Origin of the sequence: Terribacillus sp. AE2B 122 (genome assembly GCF_902497585.1) — a bacterium.
Taxonomy (GTDB): Bacteria; Bacillota; Bacilli; order Bacillales; family Amphibacillaceae; genus Terribacillus; species Terribacillus saccharophilus_A.
Genome location: NZ_LR700945.1, coordinates 198,790 through 223,150, shown reverse-complemented (window position 1 = coordinate 223,150; position 24,361 = coordinate 198,790). Strand labels below are relative to the sequence as shown.

Annotated in this window: 20 protein-coding genes; 6 read left to right on the top strand and 14 right to left on the bottom strand. The window is 43.8% G+C overall.

The features are described 5' to 3' along the window. Window positions 1-232 precede the first annotated feature (232 nt). Window positions 233-583, bottom strand: a complete 351-nt coding sequence (locus AE2B122_RS11970; protein ID WP_175074231.1) for an IDEAL domain-containing protein — start codon at window positions 581-583, stop codon at window positions 233-235. 280 nt (window positions 584-863) lie between these two features. On the opposite strand from AE2B122_RS11970, the gene corA reads away from it, so the two are divergent. Continuing rightward, on the top strand, window positions 864-1,820 hold the full coding sequence (gene corA / locus AE2B122_RS11965) for a magnesium/cobalt transporter CorA (protein WP_095271173.1): 957 nt from the start codon (window positions 864-866) through the stop codon (window positions 1,818-1,820). 33 nt (window positions 1,821-1,853) lie between these two features. Here corA and AE2B122_RS11960 read toward each other — a convergent pair whose 3' ends face one another. The 8 genes from AE2B122_RS11960 to AE2B122_RS11925 all read right to left on the bottom strand — a co-directional run bounded on the left by AE2B122_RS11960 (window position 1,854) and on the right by AE2B122_RS11925 (window position 10,418). Beyond that, window positions 1,854-2,165: a carboxymuconolactone decarboxylase family protein gene (locus AE2B122_RS11960; protein ID WP_095218738.1), complete on the bottom strand. Its 312-nt coding sequence runs from the start codon at window positions 2,163-2,165 to the stop codon at window positions 1,854-1,856. A 135-nt stretch (window positions 2,166-2,300) separates the two neighbouring features. Then, on the bottom strand, window positions 2,301-2,837 hold the full coding sequence (locus AE2B122_RS11955; RefSeq protein ID WP_175074230.1) for a hypothetical protein: 537 nt from the start codon (window positions 2,835-2,837) through the stop codon (window positions 2,301-2,303). Between the two features lie 52 nt (window positions 2,838-2,889). Beyond that, window positions 2,890-4,545 carry a DASS family sodium-coupled anion symporter gene (locus AE2B122_RS11950; RefSeq protein ID WP_175074229.1) on the bottom strand — a complete coding sequence of 552 codons (1,656 nt, stop codon included), beginning with the start codon at window positions 4,543-4,545 and terminating at the stop codon, window positions 2,890-2,892. 141 nt (window positions 4,546-4,686) lie between these two features. Continuing rightward, a complete protein-coding gene (locus AE2B122_RS11945) occupies window positions 4,687-5,940 on the bottom strand; it encodes an amidohydrolase family protein (protein WP_175074228.1) in 1,254 nt (417 codons plus the stop codon). A 12-nt stretch (window positions 5,941-5,952) separates the two neighbouring features. Next, window positions 5,953-7,131: a hypothetical protein gene (locus AE2B122_RS11940; RefSeq protein ID WP_175074227.1), complete on the bottom strand. Its 1,179-nt coding sequence runs from the start codon at window positions 7,129-7,131 to the stop codon at window positions 5,953-5,955. A 12-nt stretch (window positions 7,132-7,143) separates the two neighbouring features. Continuing rightward, window positions 7,144-8,325, bottom strand: coding sequence for a M20 family metallopeptidase (locus AE2B122_RS11935; protein ID WP_095271157.1), 1,182 nt, complete (start codon window positions 8,323-8,325; stop codon window positions 7,144-7,146). Window positions 8,326-8,506: 181 nt separating this feature from the next. Further along, the gene (uppS, locus tag AE2B122_RS11930) at window positions 8,507-9,163 is read right to left on the bottom strand and encodes a polyprenyl diphosphate synthase (RefSeq protein ID WP_175074226.1); all 657 of its coding nucleotides are present in this window, start codon (window positions 9,161-9,163) and stop codon (window positions 8,507-8,509) included. Between the two features lie 76 nt (window positions 9,164-9,239). Continuing rightward, window positions 9,240-10,418 carry a M20 family metallopeptidase gene (locus AE2B122_RS11925; protein WP_254593486.1) on the bottom strand — a complete coding sequence of 393 codons (1,179 nt, stop codon included), beginning with the start codon at window positions 10,416-10,418 and terminating at the stop codon, window positions 9,240-9,242. A 316-nt stretch (window positions 10,419-10,734) separates the two neighbouring features. On the opposite strand from AE2B122_RS11925, the gene AE2B122_RS11920 reads away from it, so the two are divergent. After that, window positions 10,735-14,271, top strand: a complete 3,537-nt coding sequence (locus tag AE2B122_RS11920; protein WP_175074225.1) for an alpha-L-rhamnosidase — start codon at window positions 10,735-10,737, stop codon at window positions 14,269-14,271. A 34-nt stretch (window positions 14,272-14,305) separates the two neighbouring features. Here the strand turns inward: AE2B122_RS11920 and AE2B122_RS11915 are convergent, their stop codons facing one another. The 4 genes from AE2B122_RS11915 to AE2B122_RS11900 all read right to left on the bottom strand — a co-directional run bounded on the left by AE2B122_RS11915 (window position 14,306) and on the right by AE2B122_RS11900 (window position 17,276). Next, complete coding sequence (locus tag AE2B122_RS11915; protein ID WP_175074224.1) at window positions 14,306-15,382, bottom strand: M50 family metallopeptidase; 1,077 nt, start codon at window positions 15,380-15,382, stop codon at window positions 14,306-14,308. Further along, a complete protein-coding gene (locus AE2B122_RS11910; protein ID WP_175074223.1) occupies window positions 15,382-15,912 on the bottom strand; it encodes a DUF2812 domain-containing protein in 531 nt (176 codons plus the stop codon). Before AE2B122_RS11910 ends, AE2B122_RS11915 begins: the two co-directional genes overlap by 1 nt. After that, on the bottom strand, window positions 15,909-16,244 hold the full coding sequence (locus tag AE2B122_RS11905; protein WP_175074222.1) for a PadR family transcriptional regulator: 336 nt from the start codon (window positions 16,242-16,244) through the stop codon (window positions 15,909-15,911). The genes AE2B122_RS11910 and AE2B122_RS11905 overlap by 4 nt, the downstream gene beginning before the upstream one ends. 129 nt (window positions 16,245-16,373) lie before the next feature. After that, window positions 16,374-17,276 carry an RluA family pseudouridine synthase gene (locus AE2B122_RS11900; RefSeq protein ID WP_175074221.1) on the bottom strand — a complete coding sequence of 301 codons (903 nt, stop codon included), beginning with the start codon at window positions 17,274-17,276 and terminating at the stop codon, window positions 16,374-16,376. A gap of 179 nt (window positions 17,277-17,455) precedes the next feature. Here AE2B122_RS11900 and AE2B122_RS11895 point away from each other — a divergent pair, with 179 nt between their 5' ends. Then, complete coding sequence (locus AE2B122_RS11895) at window positions 17,456-18,406, top strand: LysR family transcriptional regulator (RefSeq protein ID WP_095218750.1); 951 nt, start codon at window positions 17,456-17,458, stop codon at window positions 18,404-18,406. On the opposite strand, the gene AE2B122_RS11890 is transcribed toward AE2B122_RS11895, so the two are convergent. Beyond that, complete coding sequence (locus AE2B122_RS11890; protein WP_175074220.1) at window positions 18,395-19,582, bottom strand: GGDEF domain-containing protein; 1,188 nt, start codon at window positions 19,580-19,582, stop codon at window positions 18,395-18,397. The genes AE2B122_RS11895 and AE2B122_RS11890 overlap by 12 nt on opposite strands. Before the next feature lie 158 nt (window positions 19,583-19,740). On the opposite strand from AE2B122_RS11890, the gene AE2B122_RS11885 reads away from it, so the two are divergent. The 3 genes from AE2B122_RS11885 to AE2B122_RS11875 all read left to right on the top strand — a co-directional run bounded on the left by AE2B122_RS11885 (window position 19,741) and on the right by AE2B122_RS11875 (window position 24,358). Beyond that, window positions 19,741-20,952, top strand: coding sequence for a hypothetical protein (locus AE2B122_RS11885; RefSeq protein ID WP_175074219.1), 1,212 nt, complete (start codon window positions 19,741-19,743; stop codon window positions 20,950-20,952). Between the two features lie 18 nt (window positions 20,953-20,970). Next, entirely contained in the window at window positions 20,971-22,323 is a 1,353-nt protein-coding gene (locus AE2B122_RS11880) for a M20/M25/M40 family metallo-hydrolase (protein WP_175074218.1), read from the top strand. A 241-nt stretch (window positions 22,324-22,564) separates the two neighbouring features. After that, window positions 22,565-24,358 (top strand): rhamnogalacturonan lyase, encoded by a 1,794-nt coding sequence (locus AE2B122_RS11875; RefSeq protein ID WP_254593493.1) that lies wholly within the window; start codon window positions 22,565-22,567, stop codon window positions 24,356-24,358. Window positions 24,359-24,361 lie beyond the last annotated feature (3 nt).

Below are 24,361 nucleotides of genomic sequence, written 5' to 3'. Positions count from 1 at the left end.
CGTGCCCGTGGAAAGCGGAGTGTTCTGCCGAAGCGGCGCTCAAGAATAATATTCGGTTTTAAGTAATGGGAATTTAGTTATGTCCCAGCCTCTTCTTATTCAAACAATATTCCACTAAACATCTTCTTGATAATTTTTTCCTACTCCTTCATCTTTACCATAGTACTGCTTCAACCGGTGTCTATCCAATTTCAAGAAAATAAAAACCGAGCAATATCTGCTCGGTCCAGAGTTAATTCGGGATATATTCTGTACTAGACTCTGATTCCAGTTCGTCTAGTATCTTCAATTCTTCTGTCAGCTGCAGGAACCAGTCCTTATCGCCGGAAATAAGAGATAGATCAATAAGATTCAAAAGATGCGCCTTGCTCGGATCCACTGTTGGCGGAAAATACTTGATCTTGCTTTGGAAGGTTTCGATCGTTTTGCCGATCGTATTTTTATGGTCACTTTCTGTAACGTATACTTTCACCGTGTTCAGTTTCGCATTCACTGCTTCCACGAATCCGGTAAATAATTCATCATTTATCGAATGTCCTGTTACCCAGTCACCAACAGTTACAAAGCTTTTATTTTCAGACATATCGTCGTCCTCCTTCAGCTTAACCGGCTGGCTAAGCAATGGTGATTGTTGTAGGTTGTTGAATACTATAAAAGATTCACTCCAAAAGCGCAATACTTTTGCGTATAAAATTTTAAAATATTCAGACAAATGGCATTTCAGCAATTTCACAACAGTTACAATGCTTGGCTGTATATTCATTTTATACCCCATAGCCCTTTTCTTTAATCACACTGCTTGTCGTTTTCTCTCTGCCTCCGAATACGTTATAATGTGGCTATATATTGCAGGAGGTTGTACCATGATACGCAGCATAGCGATAACACGTGACAAAAAAATACTTAAAGATCTGCCGTATCAGGAACTAAACAGTCCTGAAATACTCTGGTATTGGGTTGATTTTAGTGTACCTACAGAGGCCGAATCAGATAAACTCGGAGAGATCTTCCACTTTCACCCATTGGCAATCGAGGATTGCTTTCATTTCCTTCAGCGGCCAAAGCTCGATGAATATGACGGGTACCACTTCCTCGTTCTTCACGAACTGAATCACGAGTCTTTCGTGTCGGATGAATTGGATATCTTTATTTCTGAACGTTATGTGGTCACCTTTCATCTCGAAGAATCAATGGCAGCGGACCACGTTTGGCAGCGAGTTATGGAAGAAGGTCCATCAGAGCATTCTCCATCAAAAATTGTCTATCATCTGATAGATAAATTAGTCGATGATTATTTCCCACCATTATATAAAATGGAAGATCGGCTTAATGAGATCGAGGATGAAGAAAGCCATAAATCACCGCAAACTGTAATAAATGAGGTATTTGATATCCGCAGTGATCTGCTTAGAACCCGGCGTACGATTGCACCAATGCGAGATTTGATCTACCGCCTGCTCAGCATTCAGAAATTCGATTTTGTTCAAAACCAAAAGGCCTATTTTAATGATATTTATGACCATTTGCTGAAACTTACTGAAATCGTTGATTCCAATAGGGAGCTCACATCGGATATGCGGGACAGCTATGAGTCGATCAATAGCAATCGAATGAATGCAATCATGATGACTCTGACAATTGTTTCTACTATTTTTATTCCATTAACCTTTATCGCCGGGGTATACGGGATGAACTTTGCTTATATGCCGGAGCTGCAATGGAAATATGGGTATCCGGTTGCAATGCTGCTGATGGCTGTTATTGCGGTAGTAATGCTATGGCGCTTCAAACGAAAAGGCTGGTTCAATATTTTTAAATGACAAAATGCGTGCAGAATCATCTGCACGCATTTTTCATTGGTCGTCCACTACTTCTTTTAATAATGACATAGCTTTCAGCGAAGGTGGGAACCCATTCAACAATGCACAATGTTGGATTGCCTCCATCATCTCTTGGACAGAAATGCCGGACAGAAGAGCAGCTTCGAATTGCTGCCGAAGTGCACGCTCGTCTCCGTTTGTCACGAAAACAGCTATGCTTAGCAATGCTAGGAATTTACCGTTAAGCCCGGTATATCCATTCTCTCCACTCTCAACAGCAAGGTTCTCTTCTTCCTTCATCAGCTTAGCCACCAACGCCCAACCTTGATCTTTTGCTTCCTTCATCGGGAACCCTCCGGTTAATCCTTGGGCAAACCTAGACCTATTTTCCTAGCTGCACATCTCTATTATCGGTAGAATCCATAAGTTATGAACAATTCAGAAGAAAAAATTTCATATTTCTAAACAAAGAAACAAAGATTAAGGTCTGGCACTCCATGGCTCAACTGTTCCGACAATATAGCGATGCTCCCGCAGTTTAACTGCTTCTCTTACTCCATTCGCTATTTCCTCATTTGTAAGCCACCTGGAAGCGCCTCCGGTTAGCTGGAAACCTAGAATGATTTCATGATAATCGATAGTATCAGAATAGTTAGGTGTATAGTTCTGTCGTGGATCATGCGCACTGCTTCCTTTTATATGAAACAGTTCTACCCTCTTTGCTAAAATGCCATAAATACTGCTCAAAGCCTGTATTGCATTGTTTCCACTGCGATGAATCCAACTGACAATGATATCCGGCGCTGGCATATCTTCAAGCTTTTTTTGAAAGCTTTCTAGCTGATGGTAATCTGCTTGTACAGTTCGGAGAAGCTCTGGATAGGCAGCGCATTTGGATAAACGTCGGAGTTTTTCCTCCGTTCGAGCAACGACTGTCACCTTATGCCCCTCCTGATTCCAATCAAGGACAGCTGCTTGGAGCATGCCAGTTCCTCCGATCACTAGATAATGTTTCATAATAATCTCCTTCACAGAATAGGAGCCCGCCAATGGCAGACTCCCATCAAAATCATTTCCACGATTCAGGGTAAACGTTCAAATCAAGGCCCCATAGAGGACCGACAAGCGCAAAGACTCCAAGTATCACTAGTATCAGGGTGAAGATGTTTAGCACAAAACCTGTCCTGACCATTTCTGCTATTGTAATTTTACCAGATGCAAATATGATAGCATTCGGCGGTGTTCCGACCGGCAGCATGAAGGCACAGTTAGCAGCCATTGCTGCAGGAACCATGATAGCATACGGATGAACGTCCAAAGCCAAAGCCAATGAAGCCATTACAGGCAAGATCATAGTGGCAGTTGCTGTATTGGATGTAATCTCAGTCAAGAACAATACTAGTGTCGTCGAAATAATGATAATCACAAATATATTAAGTCCTTCCAAGACTGTGAGCTGATCGCCCATCCATTGGGAAAGCCCGGAGCTAGTGAAGCCAGCTGCGATTGCCAATCCTCCTCCGAAAAGAAGCAGAACCCCCCACGGCAGCTCTTTCGAAACGTCCCAATCAAGAATTCTTTGCCCTTTTTTATTCATACTGGGAATTAAGAATAATATTACACCTGCTAAGACTGCAATTGTCGTATCACTGATACCCGGAATAGCGATAATCTCCAAGAGAGCATCCTCTTGCCAAAGAAAAGTACGGCTTACCCACATGAAAGCTGCGAAAGTGAATACAGCTAGTACAGCCTTTTCCTCGAAGGACATTTTACCGAGATCTCGTTTTTCCTTTAGGATTAGATCCTTACCGCCTGGCAGTTCCTTCATTTTTATTCGGAAAACCACTCTTGTAAGGTAGATCCATGTCGAAAATAGAAGAATGATAACAATCGGTACTGCAATCAGCATCCAGCCTCCGAAGGAAATTTCTACCCCGAACAAACTGCTTGCCATCGCTGCCAGGATAATATTCGGAGGTGTCCCGATCAGCGTACCAAGGCCGCCAATCGTACCCGCATATCCAATCGCGAAGACAAGGGATTTTTCGAATTTCTTATTGTCTTCCCTAATATTCTGTTTACTGGATTTGGCAGCTTGACTAGCTTGGTAGATAATAGCTGTCCCAATTGGAAGCATCATCATGACAGCTGCTGTATTAGATACCCACATGGAGAGGAAACCAGTCGCAATCATGAATCCAAGTACAATACGTGACGTACTCGTTCCGACAACACTGATGATATTTAATGCAATCCGTTTATGCAAATTCCATTTCTCCATTGCCATAGCAATCAAGAAGCCGCCAAGGAAAAGGAATACAATCGGATCTCCGTAACTTGAAGCAGCAGTGTCTCCATCAAGACCTTGTGTTATTGGCAGGAGAATAAGCGGCAGTAAAGAAGTGGCAGGTATCGGAATGGCTTCCGTGATCCACCATGTCGCTACCCACAATGTTGTAGCCAACACCATACGTCCTTCATAGCTCAATCCTTCGGGGTAATAAAACAAAATAACAGAGAAAAACAATAGAGGACCTAAAAACAATCCAACTAACTGAGGGAGTTTGTACGGTCGAGGTGCTTTACCAGAAGTTCCTGTTGTTTCAGAGGGCTGCTTTGAAGCTGCACTCCTTGAGGTTGGTACTGCGAACAGCAACAGTCGCTTGGTTCTGTCATGTGCATTCCATAATCCATTCCATACCGACAGCATACTAGATTTCATCCAATCGCCTCCTTTTTGTTAAGCGCTTACATAATGATGTAAGCAAATAAAAAAAAATACATGTTAAGCCTATTCGACTCAAGGTTGTTCTGTCAAATATTTGTACACAAAAACAGCGGGCGTTTGCCCGCTGTTTTGCTGCTAGCTTGGAATGCCTGCATGGATGGAAAGCTGCTTCTTCAGCTCTCCGCCCTGCATGACTGTCTTTATATTATTCGTATCAGCCATGGAAGCGATATTTTCCAAAGGATTGTCCTGAACGATCACCAAGTCTGCTAGCTTTCCTTCGGCTATTGTTCCAATTCTCTCTTCCCAGCCCAAGCATTCAGCAGCTATTTTAGTAGATGCAAGAATCGCCTCCATCGGACTCATGCCGATATCACACATCAGTGCCAGCTCACGCAGATTCGTGCCATGTGCCATTACACCTGCATCGGTACCCATTGCAATTTTGACACCGGCCTCATATGCTCTCGCTACGCTCTGCTGATGAATTTCCATTACTTCTTTCGCTTTATCAACTGCATACGCAGGCATGCTCTCATTCGCTTCACTTGCTTCCACGACACTGACAGGGGCAAGTAGCGTTGGAACAAGGTACGTACCATGCTCCAGCATAAGCTCGATTGCCTCGTCATCAAGGAAGATACCATGCTCGATAGAATGGATGCCAGCCCGGACCGCTTGCTTCACACCTTCTGCTCCTTGGGCGTGCGCCATCACTTTACGCCCTTTCCGATAAGCGGCTTCCTCTACAATGATGCGCAGCTCTTCCATAGAGAATTGGGTGAATTCTGGATGATCTGTCGGACTCATGACACCTCCGGTCGCATGTACTTTAATGATATCCGCACCTGCCCGCAGCATTTCCCGGACTTTCTGGCGTACCTGCTCCGGACCGTCGCAAATTCCAGATGGAAAGCCTGGATAAGCTTTATTAGTCAGATCCATATCGGATACCATCCAATTGTCACCGTGGCCTCCTGTGATCGTCAGTGGATTGACACTGATTTGCATACGCGGTCCGCTAATCAGGCCATTTTCGATAGCCTGCTTTACGCCTAGGTCAGCATAACCAGCATCTCTTACTGTTGTGATACCAGCATCAAGTGTTCGCTTCATGTACGTTAACGCTTCATAGAAACGCATGGAGAAAGGGGTGATAAGTGATTCTCGTACGTCCTTAATCTCCATCATCATATGCACATGCGTATCGATCAAACCTGGTAGGATGTAGCCACCTTGCGCGTCGATGACTTCTTTGGCATCGATACCTACGAAATCAGTAGCAGGTCCAATTGCAGTAATACGATCTCCCTTGATTGCAATGACAGCATCCTCTATCACCTTTCCAGTTCCATCAATTACAACACCATTGCGAATAAGCTTGTCCATTTTACAGCCTCCTTAAAGTGTTTGTACTAAAATACTAGCTATGACTACTGAACCGATGGAGACAGAAGCAAATCCACCCATTAGCATCGGCGGCAGCAGCTGATTCAAAATCATCGCTTCTTCTTCCTTGTTTCTGCCGACACTCCTACTTACTTCCTGAGTAATTAAGTAATCACCTGGGAATCCATACATCGCAGTCAGTACAACTGGAACTCCTTTGTTGTAATCCCACTTGAACAACTTGGAACCTAGAAACCCACCTAACAGCAAACCGAAAGTACCAATGATGAGAATGGCAGAAACAGCCGGCAATACAGCCAGAATATCGGCTACAGTCACATCAACGAGTGATTCCATCACGACAAAGATCAGTCCGACCATAGCGATACTGAAACCGTTGGAGCGTTCCAAAGCCTTATCTGGGAAGAAACCGATGGCTGAACCAATAATCCCGATTGCTAGACCGAATAAGCTGTAACTAATACTTGTAAGCTCACCCAGCCAGACAGCCAATGCCGACCCGATGAAAATTAAGAATAAGACAAAGAAATGACTTTCCATGAGTTTTTCGGGAAAGAGGCTTTTTCGCTTTTCAGGAGCTGTTTCATCATCTGTCTCTTCTTCTATTGTTGCTGCTACAAAAGCTTTGTTTTCGTCCATGTCTTTTAGAAGCTTCAAGCCGTGGCGGCGAAGCATCCAAGAGCTGAGCGGCATGCCGATCAGTTGCTGCAGCGAAAGAATGATGGCAGGAATCGCAATCAATGCTGTCAACCCCTGGGCCTGCAAACCTTCGGCTGTAACAAGATAGGCAATGATACCGCCAGTTAGCGGCCCTGCACCAGCGACGGCTGTTTCATAATCGAAAAAGATTGGCACTGCAACAAGCATCAGACCACAGGAGATAGTGATTCCGATTAAGGTGATAATGACAGCTTTATATTGCTGCTTCATTACCTTCAAAGGAATCAGCGTCCCCATATGTACAAGAATGGCCGGTTGCAATACGGCTCCTACTACTGTAAAAGTAGACGCTGCCAGAATATCTTTCGGCAATACGCCGGTCTGTAATAAGGTAAAGAATACGACCACCACAACAAGCAAGGTCGGAATCTTTGCCCGGGATATAATTGAAAAAACTTCCCCTAGAGCGATGATTGCTAATATGATCAGTGTCGCTGTAACAGCACTCATGTTAGTTTCCCCCTATTCCAGCACCAAGTCTTCAGCAATAGCAAGGAACATGTTCGCCCCATCCGCCAACGCTGCTTCGTCGATAAGGAATTTTGGATGATGATGTGGAGCTGGTGTCTGATTATCCGGAGAACAAGCGCCAACGAACACGAAACAGCCAGGAACAACGTTTGAAAAAGCTGAGAAATCTTCGCCTCCCATGATTGCTTCTCCTTCTACATACGCTCCTTCACCAAGTTTGCGACGGATAGCATCAACAGCAATAGCAGTAGCTTCCGTATCATTCACAACGGAGTCATAGCCATACGTATAGTTCAGTTCATACTGACAGCCATTCGCTTCGGAAACACCTTTAATGATCTGTTCAATCGCCTCAACTGCCCTTTTTCGGACATCCTGACTAAAGGAGCGAACGGACGCACCAATTTTCACTTGCTCTGGAATAACATTGACAGCATCTCCTGCTTGTAATGTCGTGACTGACACAACCAATTCATCCTTCGGACTTGTGATACGCGAAACGACAGTCTGCAGGCTCGTGATGATCTGTGCGCTGGTTACAACCGGATCTATTGTGTTTTCTGGCTGAGATGAATGACCGCCTTTTCCTTTAATTGTGACGTGGAACATGTCCGAATTGGAAGTAGCCGCTCCCGGTGTAATCGTCAGCTGACCTAATGGAGTAAGAGAGGAAAGATGCAAACCGAACACATAATCCACGCCTTCTGTCACCCCAGCTGCAACCATCTCTCTGGCGCCTCCTGGTAACTGCTCTTCTGCATGCTGGAAGTAGAAACGAATCTCGCCATGGATTTTCTCCTGTTTTGCACTCAATGCTTTCGCGACACCAAGCAAGATGGCAGTATGACCATCATGTCCGCAAGCATGCATGATACCATCGTTTTCGGAAGCATATGGAAGACCGGTTTCTTCTTGTATCGGCAAGGCATCCATATCAGCTCGGAAGCCGATTGTCTTACCAGGATACGCACCCTTCAGTACTGCCAATACACTTGTTTCTGTAGGTCTTGTCACTTCAAGATTAGGAAAAGTGCTCAATGTTTCATAAAGAAAGGCTGAAGTCTTATACTCTTGAAAAGATAGCTCTGGATGCTGATGCAAGTACCTTCTCCAGTTGACTATCTCTTCTACCTGTTCATTGGACAATTCAATTTCGGTCTGTTTTGTTAGCATAAGATCTCTCCTCCAATAATTAAATAGTAAAATATTTCAGAAAATTTATATGCTAACTATCATAGCACTCCTGCGTTTTGCTTAAAAGACCTAAGATGAATATCAATTCAATAATTCTAATAAAAACACAGTTTTTAACTAGCTATAAAATGTTTTTATGTCAGAAACAGGTTACAAAAGGTCAATGCGCTTCAATAGCAGCAGACAGCATGGCTCCCTCAAAGTCAGGCCAATATGCCTTTATAAAAACTAGTCTAGCATTAGCTGCCTGCATTAATAGAAAATTACTAAGTCGCTGTTCTCCGCTTGTACGAATCAGCACATCCACATCAGGCATCCCCTTTGTCCAGAAAAACTGCTGCAGTTCTTCATAATCCTGTATTCCTTGTCTATTTGATTGCATCATTTCCTTTATTCCGTAGATGATCTCATCCTTGCTTCCGTAGTTCAACGCAATGCGAAGGATTAGTTTCTCATTATATATAGTTTCCTGCATCGTACGTTCGACTACATCCAACGTCTTCTTCGGCAATACCTGCAGATTTCCAAAGAACTCCACCCTTACCCCAGCTTTATTCAGAGCTTTAATTTCAGTTTTATAAAAGATACTAGGCAGCTGCATGATATAATCCACTTCCTGCTTTGGCCTCTTCCAGTTTTCCGACGAAAAAGCATACAGTGTCAGATTTGATATACCCAGCTGGACAGCAGCTTCTACAGTTCGCCTTACCGCAAGCATACCTGCATAATGCCCGGCACTGCGTGGTTTCCCTTTCTCTGTAGCCCATCTTCCATTCCCATCCATCATAATTGCTACATGGTTCCGTGCCTTGTTCATATCCATCCCTCCTGCATCGAAGCTTACGAGAAAATACAATAAATGTAAACAAAAAGAGGAGTCCAATGACTCCTCTTTAGAAAACAAGTTCCTCTGCAATGCCTAGAAAGAATTGCACACCATCCTGCATTGCTTCTTCCTCAATTCGAAATTGCGGATGATGATGAGGTGCAGGAGATGGATTTCCCTCTTCCTTAGCACCAACAAAAACAAAGCATCCAGGAACGGCATTAGCAAAGGCAGCAAAGTCCTCGCCTCCCATGATTGCACTGCCATGAAGTACTGCTTCCTCTCCAAGCTTTCGCTTGAGTGCACGTTCTACAATTGCAGTAGCTTCCTTTTCATTGATGACAGAATCATATCCATACGTAACTTCCAGCTCATATGCAGCATCATTTGCTTCCGTTATACCTTTCACCATTCGCTCAATAGCCGTTATCGCATTCTTCCGCACATCTTGCTTGAGCGAACGCAGTGATGCTCCTATATGCACTTCATTCGGAATAACATTTACTGCATCTCCAGCTTGCAAAGTGGTGATAGAAACAACTAACTCTTCATATGGACTAGTCATACGTGAGACAACTGATTGCAAATTAGTGATGATCTGCCCACTGATAACAATTGGATCTACCGTCTTATCCGGCTGCGAAGAATGCCCGCCTCTTCCCTTTACAGTCAAATGGAACTGATCGGAATTTGACGTGGCTGGTCCATAAATGACACCAACCTTACCTCGCGGCAATTGAGAAGCAACATGCAGCCCAAACACCATATCCACTCCATCGGTAACGCCGGCTTCTACCATTTCCTTCGCACCGCCAGGAAACAGCTCTTCTGCGTGCTGGAAGAAGAAGCGGATTTCTCCTCTTACGTCTTGTTGCTTGCTGCTAAGTATTTCTGCTGCTGTAAGTAAGATGCTAGTATGCGCATCATGACCGCATGCGTGCATCACACCATCCACCTTGGAAGCGAAAGGCAGGTTCGTTTCTTCCTGTATCGGCAGGGCATCCATGTCTGCGCGGAAGCCAATTACTTTACCAGGTTTTGCTCCCTTCAGCTTAGCCATGACACTTGTCTTTGTTGGTCTGCTTAGTTCCAGATTCCCAAACCCAGCCAATGTATCGTAAACGAACTGTGATGTGTGCTCTTCCTGAAAAGAAAGCTCCGGGTTCTCATGCAAGTGTCTTCTCCATTCCAATAGATGTTGTTTGTGTACGTCAGTTGCATCTAATATAACTTTATTTAATTCCACAATTATCCCTCCATACTCTGTCTTTCAAATACTTTATATAAATGAATTATTCAATTGTATGAATTATGATGGAATGCTACAAGAGACAAAGGATCGAGTACTGACGCCTAGGTTTTTTTCCATTAATTTCTTTATAACACCTTATGATTCTCCCCCATAACTAAGAAATGTCCCCTCTAAATATGAGCTAGGATACAGTAGAATCTATTTATGTAAGCGTTAACAATAAATGTGCTACAGTCGGAGTTGACTCCTCTCGTGCACGGAAAGGAGTGCCTTACAGTATTATCATCAACCACTATAAAGGAGGAATCGTATGCAGACCCGGTTTTATCGTCGTGTTGTGTTGGTTACCTCACTGCTCCTAGTCCTAACCTCGTTTCTACCCTTTGTTTCCAGTCCTGTAGATGCCAAGAAACAGAAAGTCGAAGTTATTAATCTTTTAACAGATTTCAGTTCAACACCGCTTGGTTTGGACAATCCAAACCCTACCTTCAGCTGGCAAATGAAAGCTGATCATCAAGGGGCAAAACAAAAAGCCTATCAGATTGTAGTGAAGGATCCAGAAGGAAAAACGTTTTGGAATACAAAGAAAAAGCATTCTGATAAGTCTGTCGCCCTCCAATATGATGGAAAAGAACTAAAACCTGCTACTCGTTATGAATGGTCAGTGTCCGTGTGGAACGAAAACGGTAAGAAGTCAACAGCAGACAGCTGGTTTGAAACAGGACTATTGAATACAGATATTTCTGCTTGGGACGGCGCTGAATGGATCGGTACCGAAGCAGAAGATATGGTGCTCCAAGCGCACTATTTCAATGTGTATAAAGTACATTACAGCTTACAGCTGGATAAGAAGACAAATACTGAAAAAGCCAGCTTCATCCTCGGTGCCAATGATCCGAGACTGATGGATAAAAATAAAAATATGTACAATCTCGAAAATGATGTGAATGATAGCTATGTAGAATTCGAGCTGGATGTTTCAGATGTAAAGAAAAATTCCGGAAATGCTAAGCTGCTCATATACCGTGCAGGTTATGAACCAAAAGATGATCCAGATAAAGCCATTACAGAACTCGTCATCTCCCGGGATATAATCAATCAAACAAATAAGTATCAAAACCACGACATTTCCATTTGGGGAAATTCAGGTGTCTTCCATCTATTCATAGATGGGGAAAACAGAATCACTCCTGCGAATGGCTTTAATGTGAACCCTGTCGGCTCAGGCGGTAATTATATCGCTTTTCCTATGCTGTCTGAAATTGGATTTTCAGTTGATAAAAAGCAGGAGGCAAGTTTCACTAATCTGAGCGTAACGAACTATCGCAAACCATCCAATATTCTCTTTGAAGAAAATACAGAAGCGAAGAATTATAAAGGTATCTTTGCCAAATCAAAAGGAGTAACTGTTAAATCTGGTGCATACAACGTTTCTGGCGGCAGCAAAGGCGTCTTTGCTGTTGCAGACCCGAGTGAACATTCTACTCCGCTGCTAAGAACCGAATTCAAAACAGATAAGAAAAAAATCCAAGATGCCAGGCTATATGCAACAGCGCGAGGGATATATGAACTCTATCTGAACGGGGAACGCGTCGGGGAAGATTACTTCAATCCAGGTTTGACTCAATACAACAAAACACAGATGTACCAAACTTATGATGTGACAGATCAGCTTAAGTCTGGTAAAGACAATGCGTTCGGAGCCATGCTGGGAGAGGGATGGTGGAGCGGCGCGAGCACCTTCACGACGGATAACTGGAACTATTTCGGCGATCGTAATTCCCTTTTGGCAAAGCTCGTCATCACCTATGAAGACGGTACGACCGACACTATCACGACGAACCCTGACTGGGAGTACACGACAGACGGTCCGCTAGTTTACGGCAGCTTCTTTCAAGGTGAAGTGTATGATGCAAATAAGGAAATGAAGAATTGGAGTAAGGTAAGCTTCAAGCCTAAGGATTGGAAACAGGCTGTCGAAGTGCCGTTAGATGAAACGACAACCGCAGGAAATCTGGATTACAGTGATATGCAGATTACAGGTCAAGTCGGAGAAAACGCTCAGATTGTCGAGACATTGACAGCAAAAAGCATGGAAGAAGTTCGGCCAGGCGTGTATGTCTATGATATGGGGCAAAACATGGTTGGGGTGCCGCAAGTCAAGCTGAAGAAACAGAACGCTGATGAAGAGATCACCCTTCGCTATGCTGAAATGCTTTATCCAGACAATGAAGACTCTGGTGAGAATACCGGTATGCTCATGCAGGAAAATCTGCGTGCTGCTTTGGTTCAAGATACGTATGTAACGAAAAAAGGTAATCAGACGATACAGCCTCGTTTCACTTTTCATGGTTATCGCTATATCGAGATTACCGGTGTAGAAAAAGCACCTGCTCTCAAGGATGTGAAAGGATTGGTGATCAGCTCCATTCATGATATTGATTCGAGCTACGAGACCTCCAATTCAACTGTGAATAAGCTGTGGGAAAACATTACATGGAGCATGCGAGGTAACTTCCTCTCTATCCCGACTGACACTCCGGCTCGTAATGAACGAATGGGTTGGAATGGCGATATTTCCGTCTTCTCGGAAACTGCCACCTATATGGATAACGTGAACCAGTTCCTGCGCAGACATAATCTAGCTAACCGTGATCTGCAGCGTGCTGACGGACGCTATTCAGACGTTACGCCAATTGGACCTGGCTTTGGCGGTATCCTGTGGGGAAGCGCCGGACTAACTGTACCATGGCATGCTTACCAGCAATATGGAGACGAAACTGTCCTCCAGGAACACTATGCTAGCATGAAGCAATATGTCGATTACTTGGATACAAAAGTGAATTCTACAACAGGACTGATAAATGAAGGACCTTTAGGAGACTGGCTGAGCCCTGAAAACAGTAAGACAGAAAATGTTTTCCTATGGGCAGCGTATCATGTGTATGATTTGGAACTCATGGCCAAGACAGCAGAGATTCTCGGTAATGATGACGATGCAGCATATTACTGGAAACGTTATGAAGAACGTAAGCAATTCTTCAATGAAAAGTTCATCGATCCGGAAACGAAAAAAACATTGAAATCCGATGGTACTGTTTCTGATAGTCAAGCTTCTTATAGCGTACCTTTGGCTCTTAACGTATTAAATGAAACCAATGCAGCTGCTGCAGCTGATCATCTAGTAGCTGCGGTTCAGAGGAAGAATACGGATGACTTAGGTAAGGAGCGTCCAGAGTACTCTCTAATGACAGGATTCATTGGAACGGCAGCAATCAGCCAAGCACTTTCTGACCATGGTCACGATGACATCGCTTATCGCCTGCTCCAGCAGACCTCCTATCCATCCTGGTTGTATTCGGTGGAGAATGGTGCAACAACAATTTGGGAGCGCCTTAACTCATATACAGAAGAAGACGGTTTTGGCGGCAATAACAGCATGAATTCCTTCAACCACTATTCGTTCGGTGCCGTTGGAGCATGGATGTATAAAGAATCATTAGGAATCAAACGAGATCCAGATCACCCAGGCTTCAAGCACTTCCTGCTCGAGCCGACGTCGGATCCGGATCAGGTAATGACATGGGCAAAGGGACATGTCGATTCCATGTATGGCCGTATTGAAAGCAGCTGGAAAGTGGAAGATCAAACCTTCAGTTACGAGGCTGTCATTCCATCTAATACGACAGCAACAATCACAATCCCAGCAAAAGATACGAAATCGGTTCGAATTAATGGAAAACCTATTCATAAAGCAGCTGGCGTCACCTTCAAAGAACATAAAAACGGAGAGATTTCCTTCGAAGCAGAATCAGGCAGCTATACATTCGAATCCATTTTGCCATAACTACCGGAAGGCCCCCGACTGGGAGCCTTCTTTTTTATGCTATCGTCTTAACTGATGTACGAATGCGAGTAGCGAGCATTCTCGTCCACTCACGTTCTAATATTCCGAATCCATTCAATTTTTCATAAGGAGCAAAAGCTTCTTTGCTATACATCAATGCTTTGTCTCCATCCTGCCTGGACCAAGCCACCATCGCTTGCATCCGACTATAAGTGCCATCACTTAAACTTGAGACCCCTGCCACATATTCGCTTAGTTTCTGATTATCCAATGTGCCGCATAAGGCATCTGCCAGCATGCGCCATTCCAGGAATGGACCATAATAAATAGCAGACTTCTTATCTGGTTTTATCCGGAAATGATTGATTTGCCGATCAATTGCCGGCATAATTCCATCCCTATCCGCTTCCACGTAAAAGACAAACATTGCTTCAATAAATACTTCCTTTACATCAGTTGCTCTATCCATTTTCTCCTGACATGCTTTGTACATACTGGACGACCACTGTAAAGGACGCTTCGCTCCGTACATTTCGCCAGTTAAAAGAGCAGACTGAATCTTACTTTTTGCTTCATTGGTACGTTTAATCAAATGAAAGAAAGCAGTTCCGTCAGTCTGAAATTGTCCATTTGGCAGCGGCAGGATCGTAGCAAACAGGATCACTCCATGAAACATACTGCATATGGCGAAAAATTCTATTCCACTCGTGTACCAGACTGCCAGCATCAGCAACCCTAAAGCAAAGCTTGTGAGAGGCCCGCTTATCGTCATGACAGCTAAATCCTTCCGAAGCCTGTCTTCGAACCTTCCTTCTGCAGGAAGCATCAAGGCAACTCCGCCGATGAGTCCCCAGTTGCGGTTTTCTCTTATTCTAATCCCTTTTCTCCCCTTCTCGATATGAAAAGGACCAGCTACAAAATAACCAAATTGCATTCCCATGACTTTGCCGCCGATGACATGGCCTGCTTCATGCAGTGTGATTGCCAGCAAACCTGCCACACCGAATATGGAAAATAAACTGACTATCGGTTGCAGATTGGGCAGTAAGAAATAGACACCCACCAGAAAAAGCCCTAGTATCACGAATCCGAATAAAGGTCTTCTTTGCATTAGTCCTCTCCCTTTCGTATCAGCTTGAGCGAACGATAATAAAATGTTGCTGTCGTCCAAATACTCAAGACAGCAAGAATGAATAACAGTAAACAAACAATCGCTGCAATCCAGCTATCTGTCACGTAGTAAATCCAAAAGCTGATTAAAGTCAGAACAGTACTCACTAAAGCTAGCTTCGGTATAAAGGAAGCTGAACGCTTCAGTTTATCCTGCTTCGTATCTACATCCGTATAGATCGGAGCTGCATCGATAGGAGCCTCAAATATATACATCCCATAAGAACCACACACAAATGTCCAGCCGGCATGCTCGAACATATCCAAATACTCTTGTTCCTCTGCTTCATCTAGCGTGCGGTAATCGATCATGTATTGCACCTGCTTCGGCTCTCCCCGTACAAGCCTGTAACCCATAAACGCAAAATCCCGCAGATGCCAACCCTTGGCTGCCTGCTTGGCAAGCTTTTGCATATCCTTTTTTTCGGAAAAAGCCAGTCCGCCTGAAGACATATACTTCTTGTGTCTCATTGTCCCTTCCTCCCCCTCGTCTGTAATACAATTGTCGCAAGATCGACCATTCTGCTCCGTCTTTCGACTTCCTCTTCCAGTTTGGAAATGCCATAGTTAGTTGCAACATAGGTTTTCCGCCGTGGATCGCTGTCAGGTTCAGCTTCTATTAAGCCAGAATCCAGCAATTTTTTAATAATGGTATACAGCGTTGCGGGTCCTATCTTAAATGTCCCTTCCGTTTCTTCTTCAACATATTGCATAATGGCATACCCATGTCTCGGTTCCACTAATGCGACAAGAATATAAAAAACCGGATCCGTCAGTTCATCCAGCGATTTTCCTTTTGCCATAGTCGTTCTCCTTTATATCCATATTTGATATATCACTTATGGATATAGTATTGTACATGGAAGCATGTGGCAATAGGTATAGATTTTTTTATAGAAAAAAAGCAGAGCATATCTGCTCTGCTTTACAAGTTATCTTGATTTAGATGTAAAAAGCTTCGGAATATCCGATACAAACCTTAGTGGCATGCCATTGACAGGATGTTTGAAGTTCAGCTTCCGTGCATGCAGGCAAAGACGTTTGATGGAACGATCTTCCGCTCCGTACTTTTTGTCCCCTGCAATCGGATGCCCGATGTCTTGCATGTGGACACGAATTTGGTTTTTTCGTCCTGTTTCCAAGCTGATTTCCATTAACGTAAAGTCCTTGTTCCCTTGAAGTACTTGGTAGTGCGTCACTGCCTTCAATCCGTCGTTCTCGTACTTACTGGAATACATCTTATGTGTACTGGTTTCCTTCAGCCAGGAAGTAATGGTTCCTTCTGACTTTGAAACATCGCCTTCAACGAGCGCAACATAAGCTCGTTCCTTCGTTGTTTGCCATGATTCCTGCATTATCTTTTTAATTTTCTCTGATCTAGCGAACACCATCAAACCGGATGTATCGCGGTCAAGACGGTGGACGACAAATATCTTATTATCACTATGTTGCGCTTTTACATAATCAGATAGCTGTCTGTAAGCTGTATTCTCTTTTTCATTATTGGAAGCGATTGACAACAGCCCAGAAGCTTTCTCGATAACAATGAGGGTATCATCTTCATACATGATTGTAATGCCCTGCAGCGGTGCTGCTTCTGTTACCATATCTGTTCGGATGGTAACTTCCTGACCTGGTTGCAGTTTGTCATTAAATTGCGTGGAAACACGCCCATTAATAGAAACCTGACCACGGGCCAAGATAGATTTCACTGAATTACGGCTTTTGCCTACAACCTCCAACAGGAAAGGTAATAGTTCTGCTTCTTCTGTAACGTTATATACTTTCGGCTTCGCAGGCTGGAACCCACGAGAGCGTGGACGTTTATTTTTCATAATTAAATCCTTTCTATGCCATTCGTTATGGCGTCATTGGTGCATCCTTTCATCTTAATTGTTCTCGATTGGAAATACAAGCACTGCTCTTGAAGATAAAGGAATTTTATACAGTTTCCTATACATTTTGCCCAAAAAAATATAATATGAACAGTATAGAACAGCAGGAGTGAAGGATAATGAACATTGACGGATTGGAGTCGTTTCTTTCAGTTGTCTCCAATAAAAGTATATCCAAAGCATCAAAAGCCTTACATATTACACAGCCTACATTGAGTACACGAATTCGAAAACTGGAGGAAGAACTTGACTTCGTCTTATTGAAACGGAGCTGGGACGGAATCGAACTGACCGAAGAAGGTTATTTTTTCCTTCCCTATGCGATTGAGCTTCTCGGGGAACTGCAGGATGCATCGTTTGCACTTACTGGTGATAATAAAATAAGCTATCAGTTGCTGAGCAGTATTACAGCAGGCAAAGATGAATTGCGGATTGGAATCAACATTTGGCTTGCACCGGTATTCAACCACATTATCATCCCCTACATGCAGGAACACTTTCCGCACATTCCATTCAAGTTCATTACAAGACCGACTAATGTCTTGAAGAAGCTTTTGGAATATGGCAGCATCCAGTTTTCCATCCATTATGAAAACAAAGCAAAGACTCCGTTTCTCTGTGAGCCGCTGCTCCAGGACGAGTTAGTTTTCCTTTGTCATAAGGATGATGTTACAATTTTGGACGGCAAGCTCGCAAATTCAGTCAAACTCGATAAGAAATTGATTGTCTTCGAGCACGCAGCATTGACGAATAATTTGGATAAGATCAGCTCTCTTTTAAGGTTGGTACAGGCCAAAGATTATCAAATGGTCGATGATGTTCAGAACATGCTTGCTTTCGTGGAAGGCGGTCATGGATTTACAGTACTGCCGCGGTCAATTTTGTATCATATAAGTGAGCAGAGAATGTCCAATATCGTTATTCTGCCGATTGACGATTTGAATTATAGGGCTTCAGTAGCTCTTGAATACCGGGAAAATCCCCGATTCCAAGAGCCAATCAGCGGATTGACAGAAGAATTGAAACGATTCGTCCAGGTTATGTATAAGGAAAAAGAGCTAAGCGAATGATTCGCTTAGCTCTTCTCTTTTAATATAAGTATTCCGACCGGAACGTTTCGCTTCGTATAAAGCTTCGTCCGCTTGTCCGAGGAAATACGATAACTGTATACCTTTTGATATAGCAGCACTATATGCACCGATACTTACAGTCACCTTATCTGAGACCGGTGAAAATGCATGGTCAATACGGAGCTCCTGCACTGCCTGCCGGATTGATTCAGCCAGCTCGTCCAACTCTTCAGAAGACTGATCAAAAACAGCCAAAACGAATTCCTCTCCGCCATACCTTGCCCAGCCCGCTGTCGGAATCGCTGTAGTTTGATAGACACACTGCGCCACAAGACGAAGCACTTCATCTCCTCGCAAATGCCCGTAATGATCGTTATAGCTTTTAAAGGCATCGACATCGAGCAGGAATAAAGAGAGACGTCGTTTCGACTCATTAGCCAATGCAGAATGAATATAATCCTGGAAGCCCCTCCTATTCGGTACACCGGTCAGCTCATCCAGCATTGCTTGTTTCTTGAGTTGCTCGTTCATCACTTCATTTTGGGCAATCTGCGCTTCTAATTCTTCATTAATCTCTGTCAGCAAAAGCTTATTGAAAAAGTTTGCAGCGAACCCCTTATACAGCAGCTGTGACGCCAGCCAGCAAAAGAAAATGAATACTGTAAGGTTCGTATAATGACCTGACAGCATATTCGCTGATTGCTGGTAGAAAGGCAAACCGACATAAAGAAAAACAACGTTTGGAAGAGCAAACAACAGATAATGCTTACCATTTGCGAGAAACAATGTCGATACACACATATAATTAACCACAAATGCCATGACGTGGCCATAATGCAACTGATCCAATAGTGTAACCGTCGTCCCCCAAGCCAGGAACAGAAATACAAAGAAATGAACCATAAACATTCTGTATCCAGTAGGTATCTTCTTTTTTCCCATTATGTATATACAAAGCAAGTAGATAGCTGCTGCACTGAACAATCCAAGATACAGCCCTACATATAAATCAATTCCTCCTGGAAGCTGCCTCACAATCAAGATAGCCTCAAAGAACAATATGATGATAGCGAACAGTTTCGTTCTTTTCCAATTCTCCTCTAAGACAACTTCCTTAAGCTTCTGCTTGTTTTCCTTAGGGACAGACGGCAGTGTAAAGGCATGTAATATACCCATCCTTCTCCTCGTTTCTCCATTGAATGAGATTAGTATACAGAAAATAAGACTTTTAGCCTAGCAGATTTTTCGCTTTAATTGATTAGTATGTTGACAATTTTCTGAATATAGTTTAGTTTTTATTAATATTCTTACATAGAAAATGGAGGAGGATGTACATGTGGAGTGAACTCAGTAGCAACCCTGTCATGATCACCCTTTTATTGATTGCTGTGTTAGGTTTAGGAGAACTCATCTCCATCTGGACGAAAGCACGCATTCCAATGCTGCTGGCAGCTTTGCTGCTATACGTTGGCCTCCTTTGGGCAGGAATCATCCCAAATGGACTAATGTCTGATTCAGTAATTACGGCTTTCGGATCCCTGATTGTTGCACCATTCATTGTCCACCTTGGTACACTTGTTCCGTTCTCCTTGATCAAAGGACAGTTGAAACCTATCTTGATCGCTTTGATTGGTTCCCTTACTGCAGTAGCACTAGTACTAGCAATTGTTCCGATATTCTTTGATTATGAGACTGCAGTAGCAGGTGCAGGTCCAGTCGTCGGCGGAATTGTAGCATATCTCGTTACGAGTGAAAAACTGACCGAGTTAGGATTATCCAGCCTTGTCATCATCCCAGCATTAGTACTAAGCATTCATAAGCTATTCGGCATCCCACTTGCTTCCTTCTTCTTAAAAAGGCATGCCCTTGTTGTGAAACAGCAAGTACAGGCGCGCCTGCACAGCGGTGCAGCTTTGGAAAAAGAGGAAGTTTCAGAACGGCCAAATAAAGTAGTCAAAGCCCAGAACGAACGCAAATTACTTTTACCGGAAAAATATCAGACATCCCTTATTTTCATTCTTCAGCTTTATTTGGGCAGCGGTATCGCTGTTATCCTTGATGCTGTCACCGGCGTCAACTACACTATCTTCTGTTTAATCATCGGGGTAATTGGTGCCTATATCGGCTTCTATCCTGCCAAGACAATGGAAAAAGCGAACGCAACCGGAATTGCCATGATTGCTGTCATCTTCATCGTTATTTCTTCAATGGATGATGTGACACCAGCTGCTTTGGCCAGCTATATTCCAGAAATTCTATTGATATGTTTGCTTGGTACGGCAGGTGTAACAATAGGAGGATTGCTCGCTTCCAAGCTTCTCGGTGTCGGAAAGTATCTTGGTATGCCTGTTGCATTGACAGCACTTTTCGGTTTCCCTGCAGACTATATCCTTTGTGAGGAAATCAGCCGTGAAGTCGGAGAAACAGAAGAGGAAAGAGAAGCCATCATGAATGAGATTGTGACACCCATGCTTATGGGCGGTTTCACAACTGTGACGACTTGTTCAATCTTGATTGCCACAGTTCTGATTGGAACATTGAATTAAGAAATAAAGGAGAATTATATGAACTCATCTGCATTAAAGGATTATATACAAACAAATAAACAAGACTTCCTGGACCAGCTATTCACCTTGCTGCGCCAGCGAAGCATCAGTACGCAGAATGACGGAATGGAGGAATGCGCTGAACTATTGAAAGGAATGATGGAGGAACTCGGAATAGAGACAAAAATCATTCCGACGGCCGGTCATCCTGTCGTATATGGAGAATTGATCAAGGATCCGGAAGCTTTCACTTTGCTTATCTATGGACACTACGATGTACAGCCTCCTGAGCCTTACGATGCGTGGGAATCTCCTCCATTCGAACCCCAAATCCGCAACGGCAAAATCTATGCCCGCGGTGTAGGCGATAACAAAGGTCAGCTGATGGCTCAGTTGTTCGGCGTCAAAAGCTACTTGAATACAGTCGGCGATTTGCCTATCAACATTAAATTCGTCTTCGAAGGTGAAGAAGAAAAAGGCAGTACAAATCTTGCAGCATTTGTGAAAGAGCACAAAGATCTGCTGCAAGCCGATCTTGTTTACACATCTGATGGCCCGTCTCATAACAGCTCTTCCCCACTCGTGCTGCTTGGTGTACGCGGAATGCTTTCCATTCAATTCGATAGCAAAGGAGCAGATCGGGATAACCATTCTGGCAACACTGGAAATATTGTTCCTAACCCTGCCTGGAAACTGATCGAGCTAATGCATACAATGCGAGACTCTGACGGTCATGTCAAAATAGAAGGCTTCTATGATAGCATCCGTCCGTTCACCGCTTATGAGGAGCAGCTGCTTACGAAGCTACCTTATGACAAGAAGTCATTAGGTGAAAAGATCGGCTATCCGGACCTATCCATGGATGGTCCTTCCTACTATCAGAAGATGACTGGCGAGCCTACCTTTAATATCTTTGGTATGGAAAGCGGCTATACAGGAGAAGGAACGAAAACGATCATCCCTTCCACTGCTCGTCTCAAAATGGATATTCGGCTCGTTGTGGATCAGGATCCAAACGATATCTTTGAAAAGATCCAAAAGCATGTTCAAGCCTATGCCCCTGACGTAGAGGTTACATACTTGGGCAGCATGCAGCCCTCACGCACAAGAGCGGAGCTGCCGATTGTTCAGAAAGTAATCAGCGCAGTCGAGAATGCTTACCAAACAGACCCGCTCATTCAGCCGAGTATGGGTGGCTCCCTTCCGGATTATGTGTGGACAGGTATACTAGGCTTGCCATCTATCATCGTTCCTTATGCGAATTTTGATCAGCATAACCATTCGCCGAACGAGAATCTTGATGTGGATTATTTCCTGAACGGCATCAATTGTACAGCTCATGTGATTCATACATTAGGGACTGCTAAATAATAATTTAACTGATGAGCCATGCCTATTTGGGCATGGCTTTTAAGATATTTACAACCATATTTGAGAATGCCCTGCCTTGTCTAATAAGAATTAACCTTCCTCCTGCATTAAAATGAAAGCGCTTCAACAAATAAGGAGAGGAATGGTTATATTGAAAAAATGTCTGCTTTTGCTGCTCGTCCTGCTTCTGACATTCGCAATCCCCTTCTCTGCCGATGCCAAGAAACTGCCTAAAAGGCAAATGGAATATTTGGAACGTGGCGCTGTTGCCGTCCAGACAGAGGATGGTGTCTTCTTAAGCTGGAGATTCCTCGGGAACGATACGAAAAAAACCTCCTTTCATGTATATCGCGACGGTAAGAAAATCACTCGGAAACCTGTGAAACACAGCACAAATTTCCTGGATAAAGATGGTACTGTAAATAGTGTATATCGTGTAGAAGCAATCGGAAAAGGCGTAGATCAGGATAAGATCAAAGTATGGCAAAACAGTCAGCTGCATATCCCCCTCCAAAAGCCAGCTGATGGTAAAACACCGGATGGGAAGTCCTATACTTATAATGCCAATGATGCCAGCGTCGGAGATCTGGATGGTGACGGAGAATGGGAAATCATTTTGAAATGGGATCCATCCAATGCACAGGATAATTCCCGCTCAGGCTACACAGGCAATGTTTTAATCGATGCTTATGAAATGGATGGGACGCATAAATGGCGAATTGATCTTGGCCATAATATCCGTGCAGGTGCCCATTACACACAAATGCTCGTTTACGATTTTGATGGTAACGGAAAATCTGAGCTTGTCGTCAAAACAGCTGACGGAACAACAGATTCAAAAGGAAAAGTTATCGGCGATCCTGACGCGGATCATCGCAATGCATCAGGCTATATACTCGAAGGGCCAGAATATTTGACTGTATTCGAAGGCAACACGGGTAAGATCAAGCAGACAGTCGACTATGAACCAGCCCGGGGGGATATTTGTGATTGGGGTGACTGTTACGGGAACCGAGGGGACCGCTTCCTTGCCGGAGTCGCCTATCTGGATGGCAAAACACCGAGTATCATTGAAGCAAGAGGCTACTATGAAAAGACAGTAATTGCGGCCTATACCTATAAAGATGGCAAACTGAAAAAGCAATGGATGTTCAATAGTGAAACACCTGGAAACGAAGCTTATGCACAGCAAGGTAATCATAATTTGAGTATCGGAGACGTGGATGAAGACGGCAAAGATGAAATCATCTATGGCGCGATGGCATTGGACGACGATGGCACTGGTCTTTATTCGACTGGTCTTGGTCACGGTGATGCAATGCATCTTAGCGATTTAGACCCAAGCAGACCAGGGCTTGAAGTATTCCAAGTACATGAATCATATCCAAATGAAGCAGGATTAGAGTTCCGCGATGCCCGTACAGGAGAACTAATTTGGGGGATCCCTACAAATATAGATGTAGGGCGCGGTCTTGCATCTGACATTGACCCTCGCTATCCAGGAGCAGAAATGTGGGCAATTGACGGTGCATGGAACAGCCCGACAGGCGGACTTTACGCTGCTTCAGGGGAGAAAATATCCACAAATATCCCTCCTGCCAATTTTGCTATCTGGTGGGACGGCGACTTGACACGTGAAATACTTGATCATACTTTCGATGAAAGCATCCAGACTGGTACTGGCCTTATCGGAAAATGGAACCCGGAAACAGAAAAATTGGAAACATTACTCGATGCCGAAGGAACTTACTCCAACAATGGAACAAAAGGAAACCCTGCCCTGCAGGCTGATTTATTCGGTGACTGGCGTGAGGAAGCCATCTGGCGTACAGAAGACAGCAGCGCTCTCGTCCTTTATACGACAACAGACATAACCGAAGAAAAACTCCCTACCTTAATGCACGACCCTGTTTACCGCTTAGGCGTTGCTTGGCAGAATGTTGCTTATAACCAGCCACCTCATACAAGTTATTTCTTGGGAAATGATATGAAACAGCCGGAGATGCCACGGATTGACGTAATCAAAGCTAAATGATCG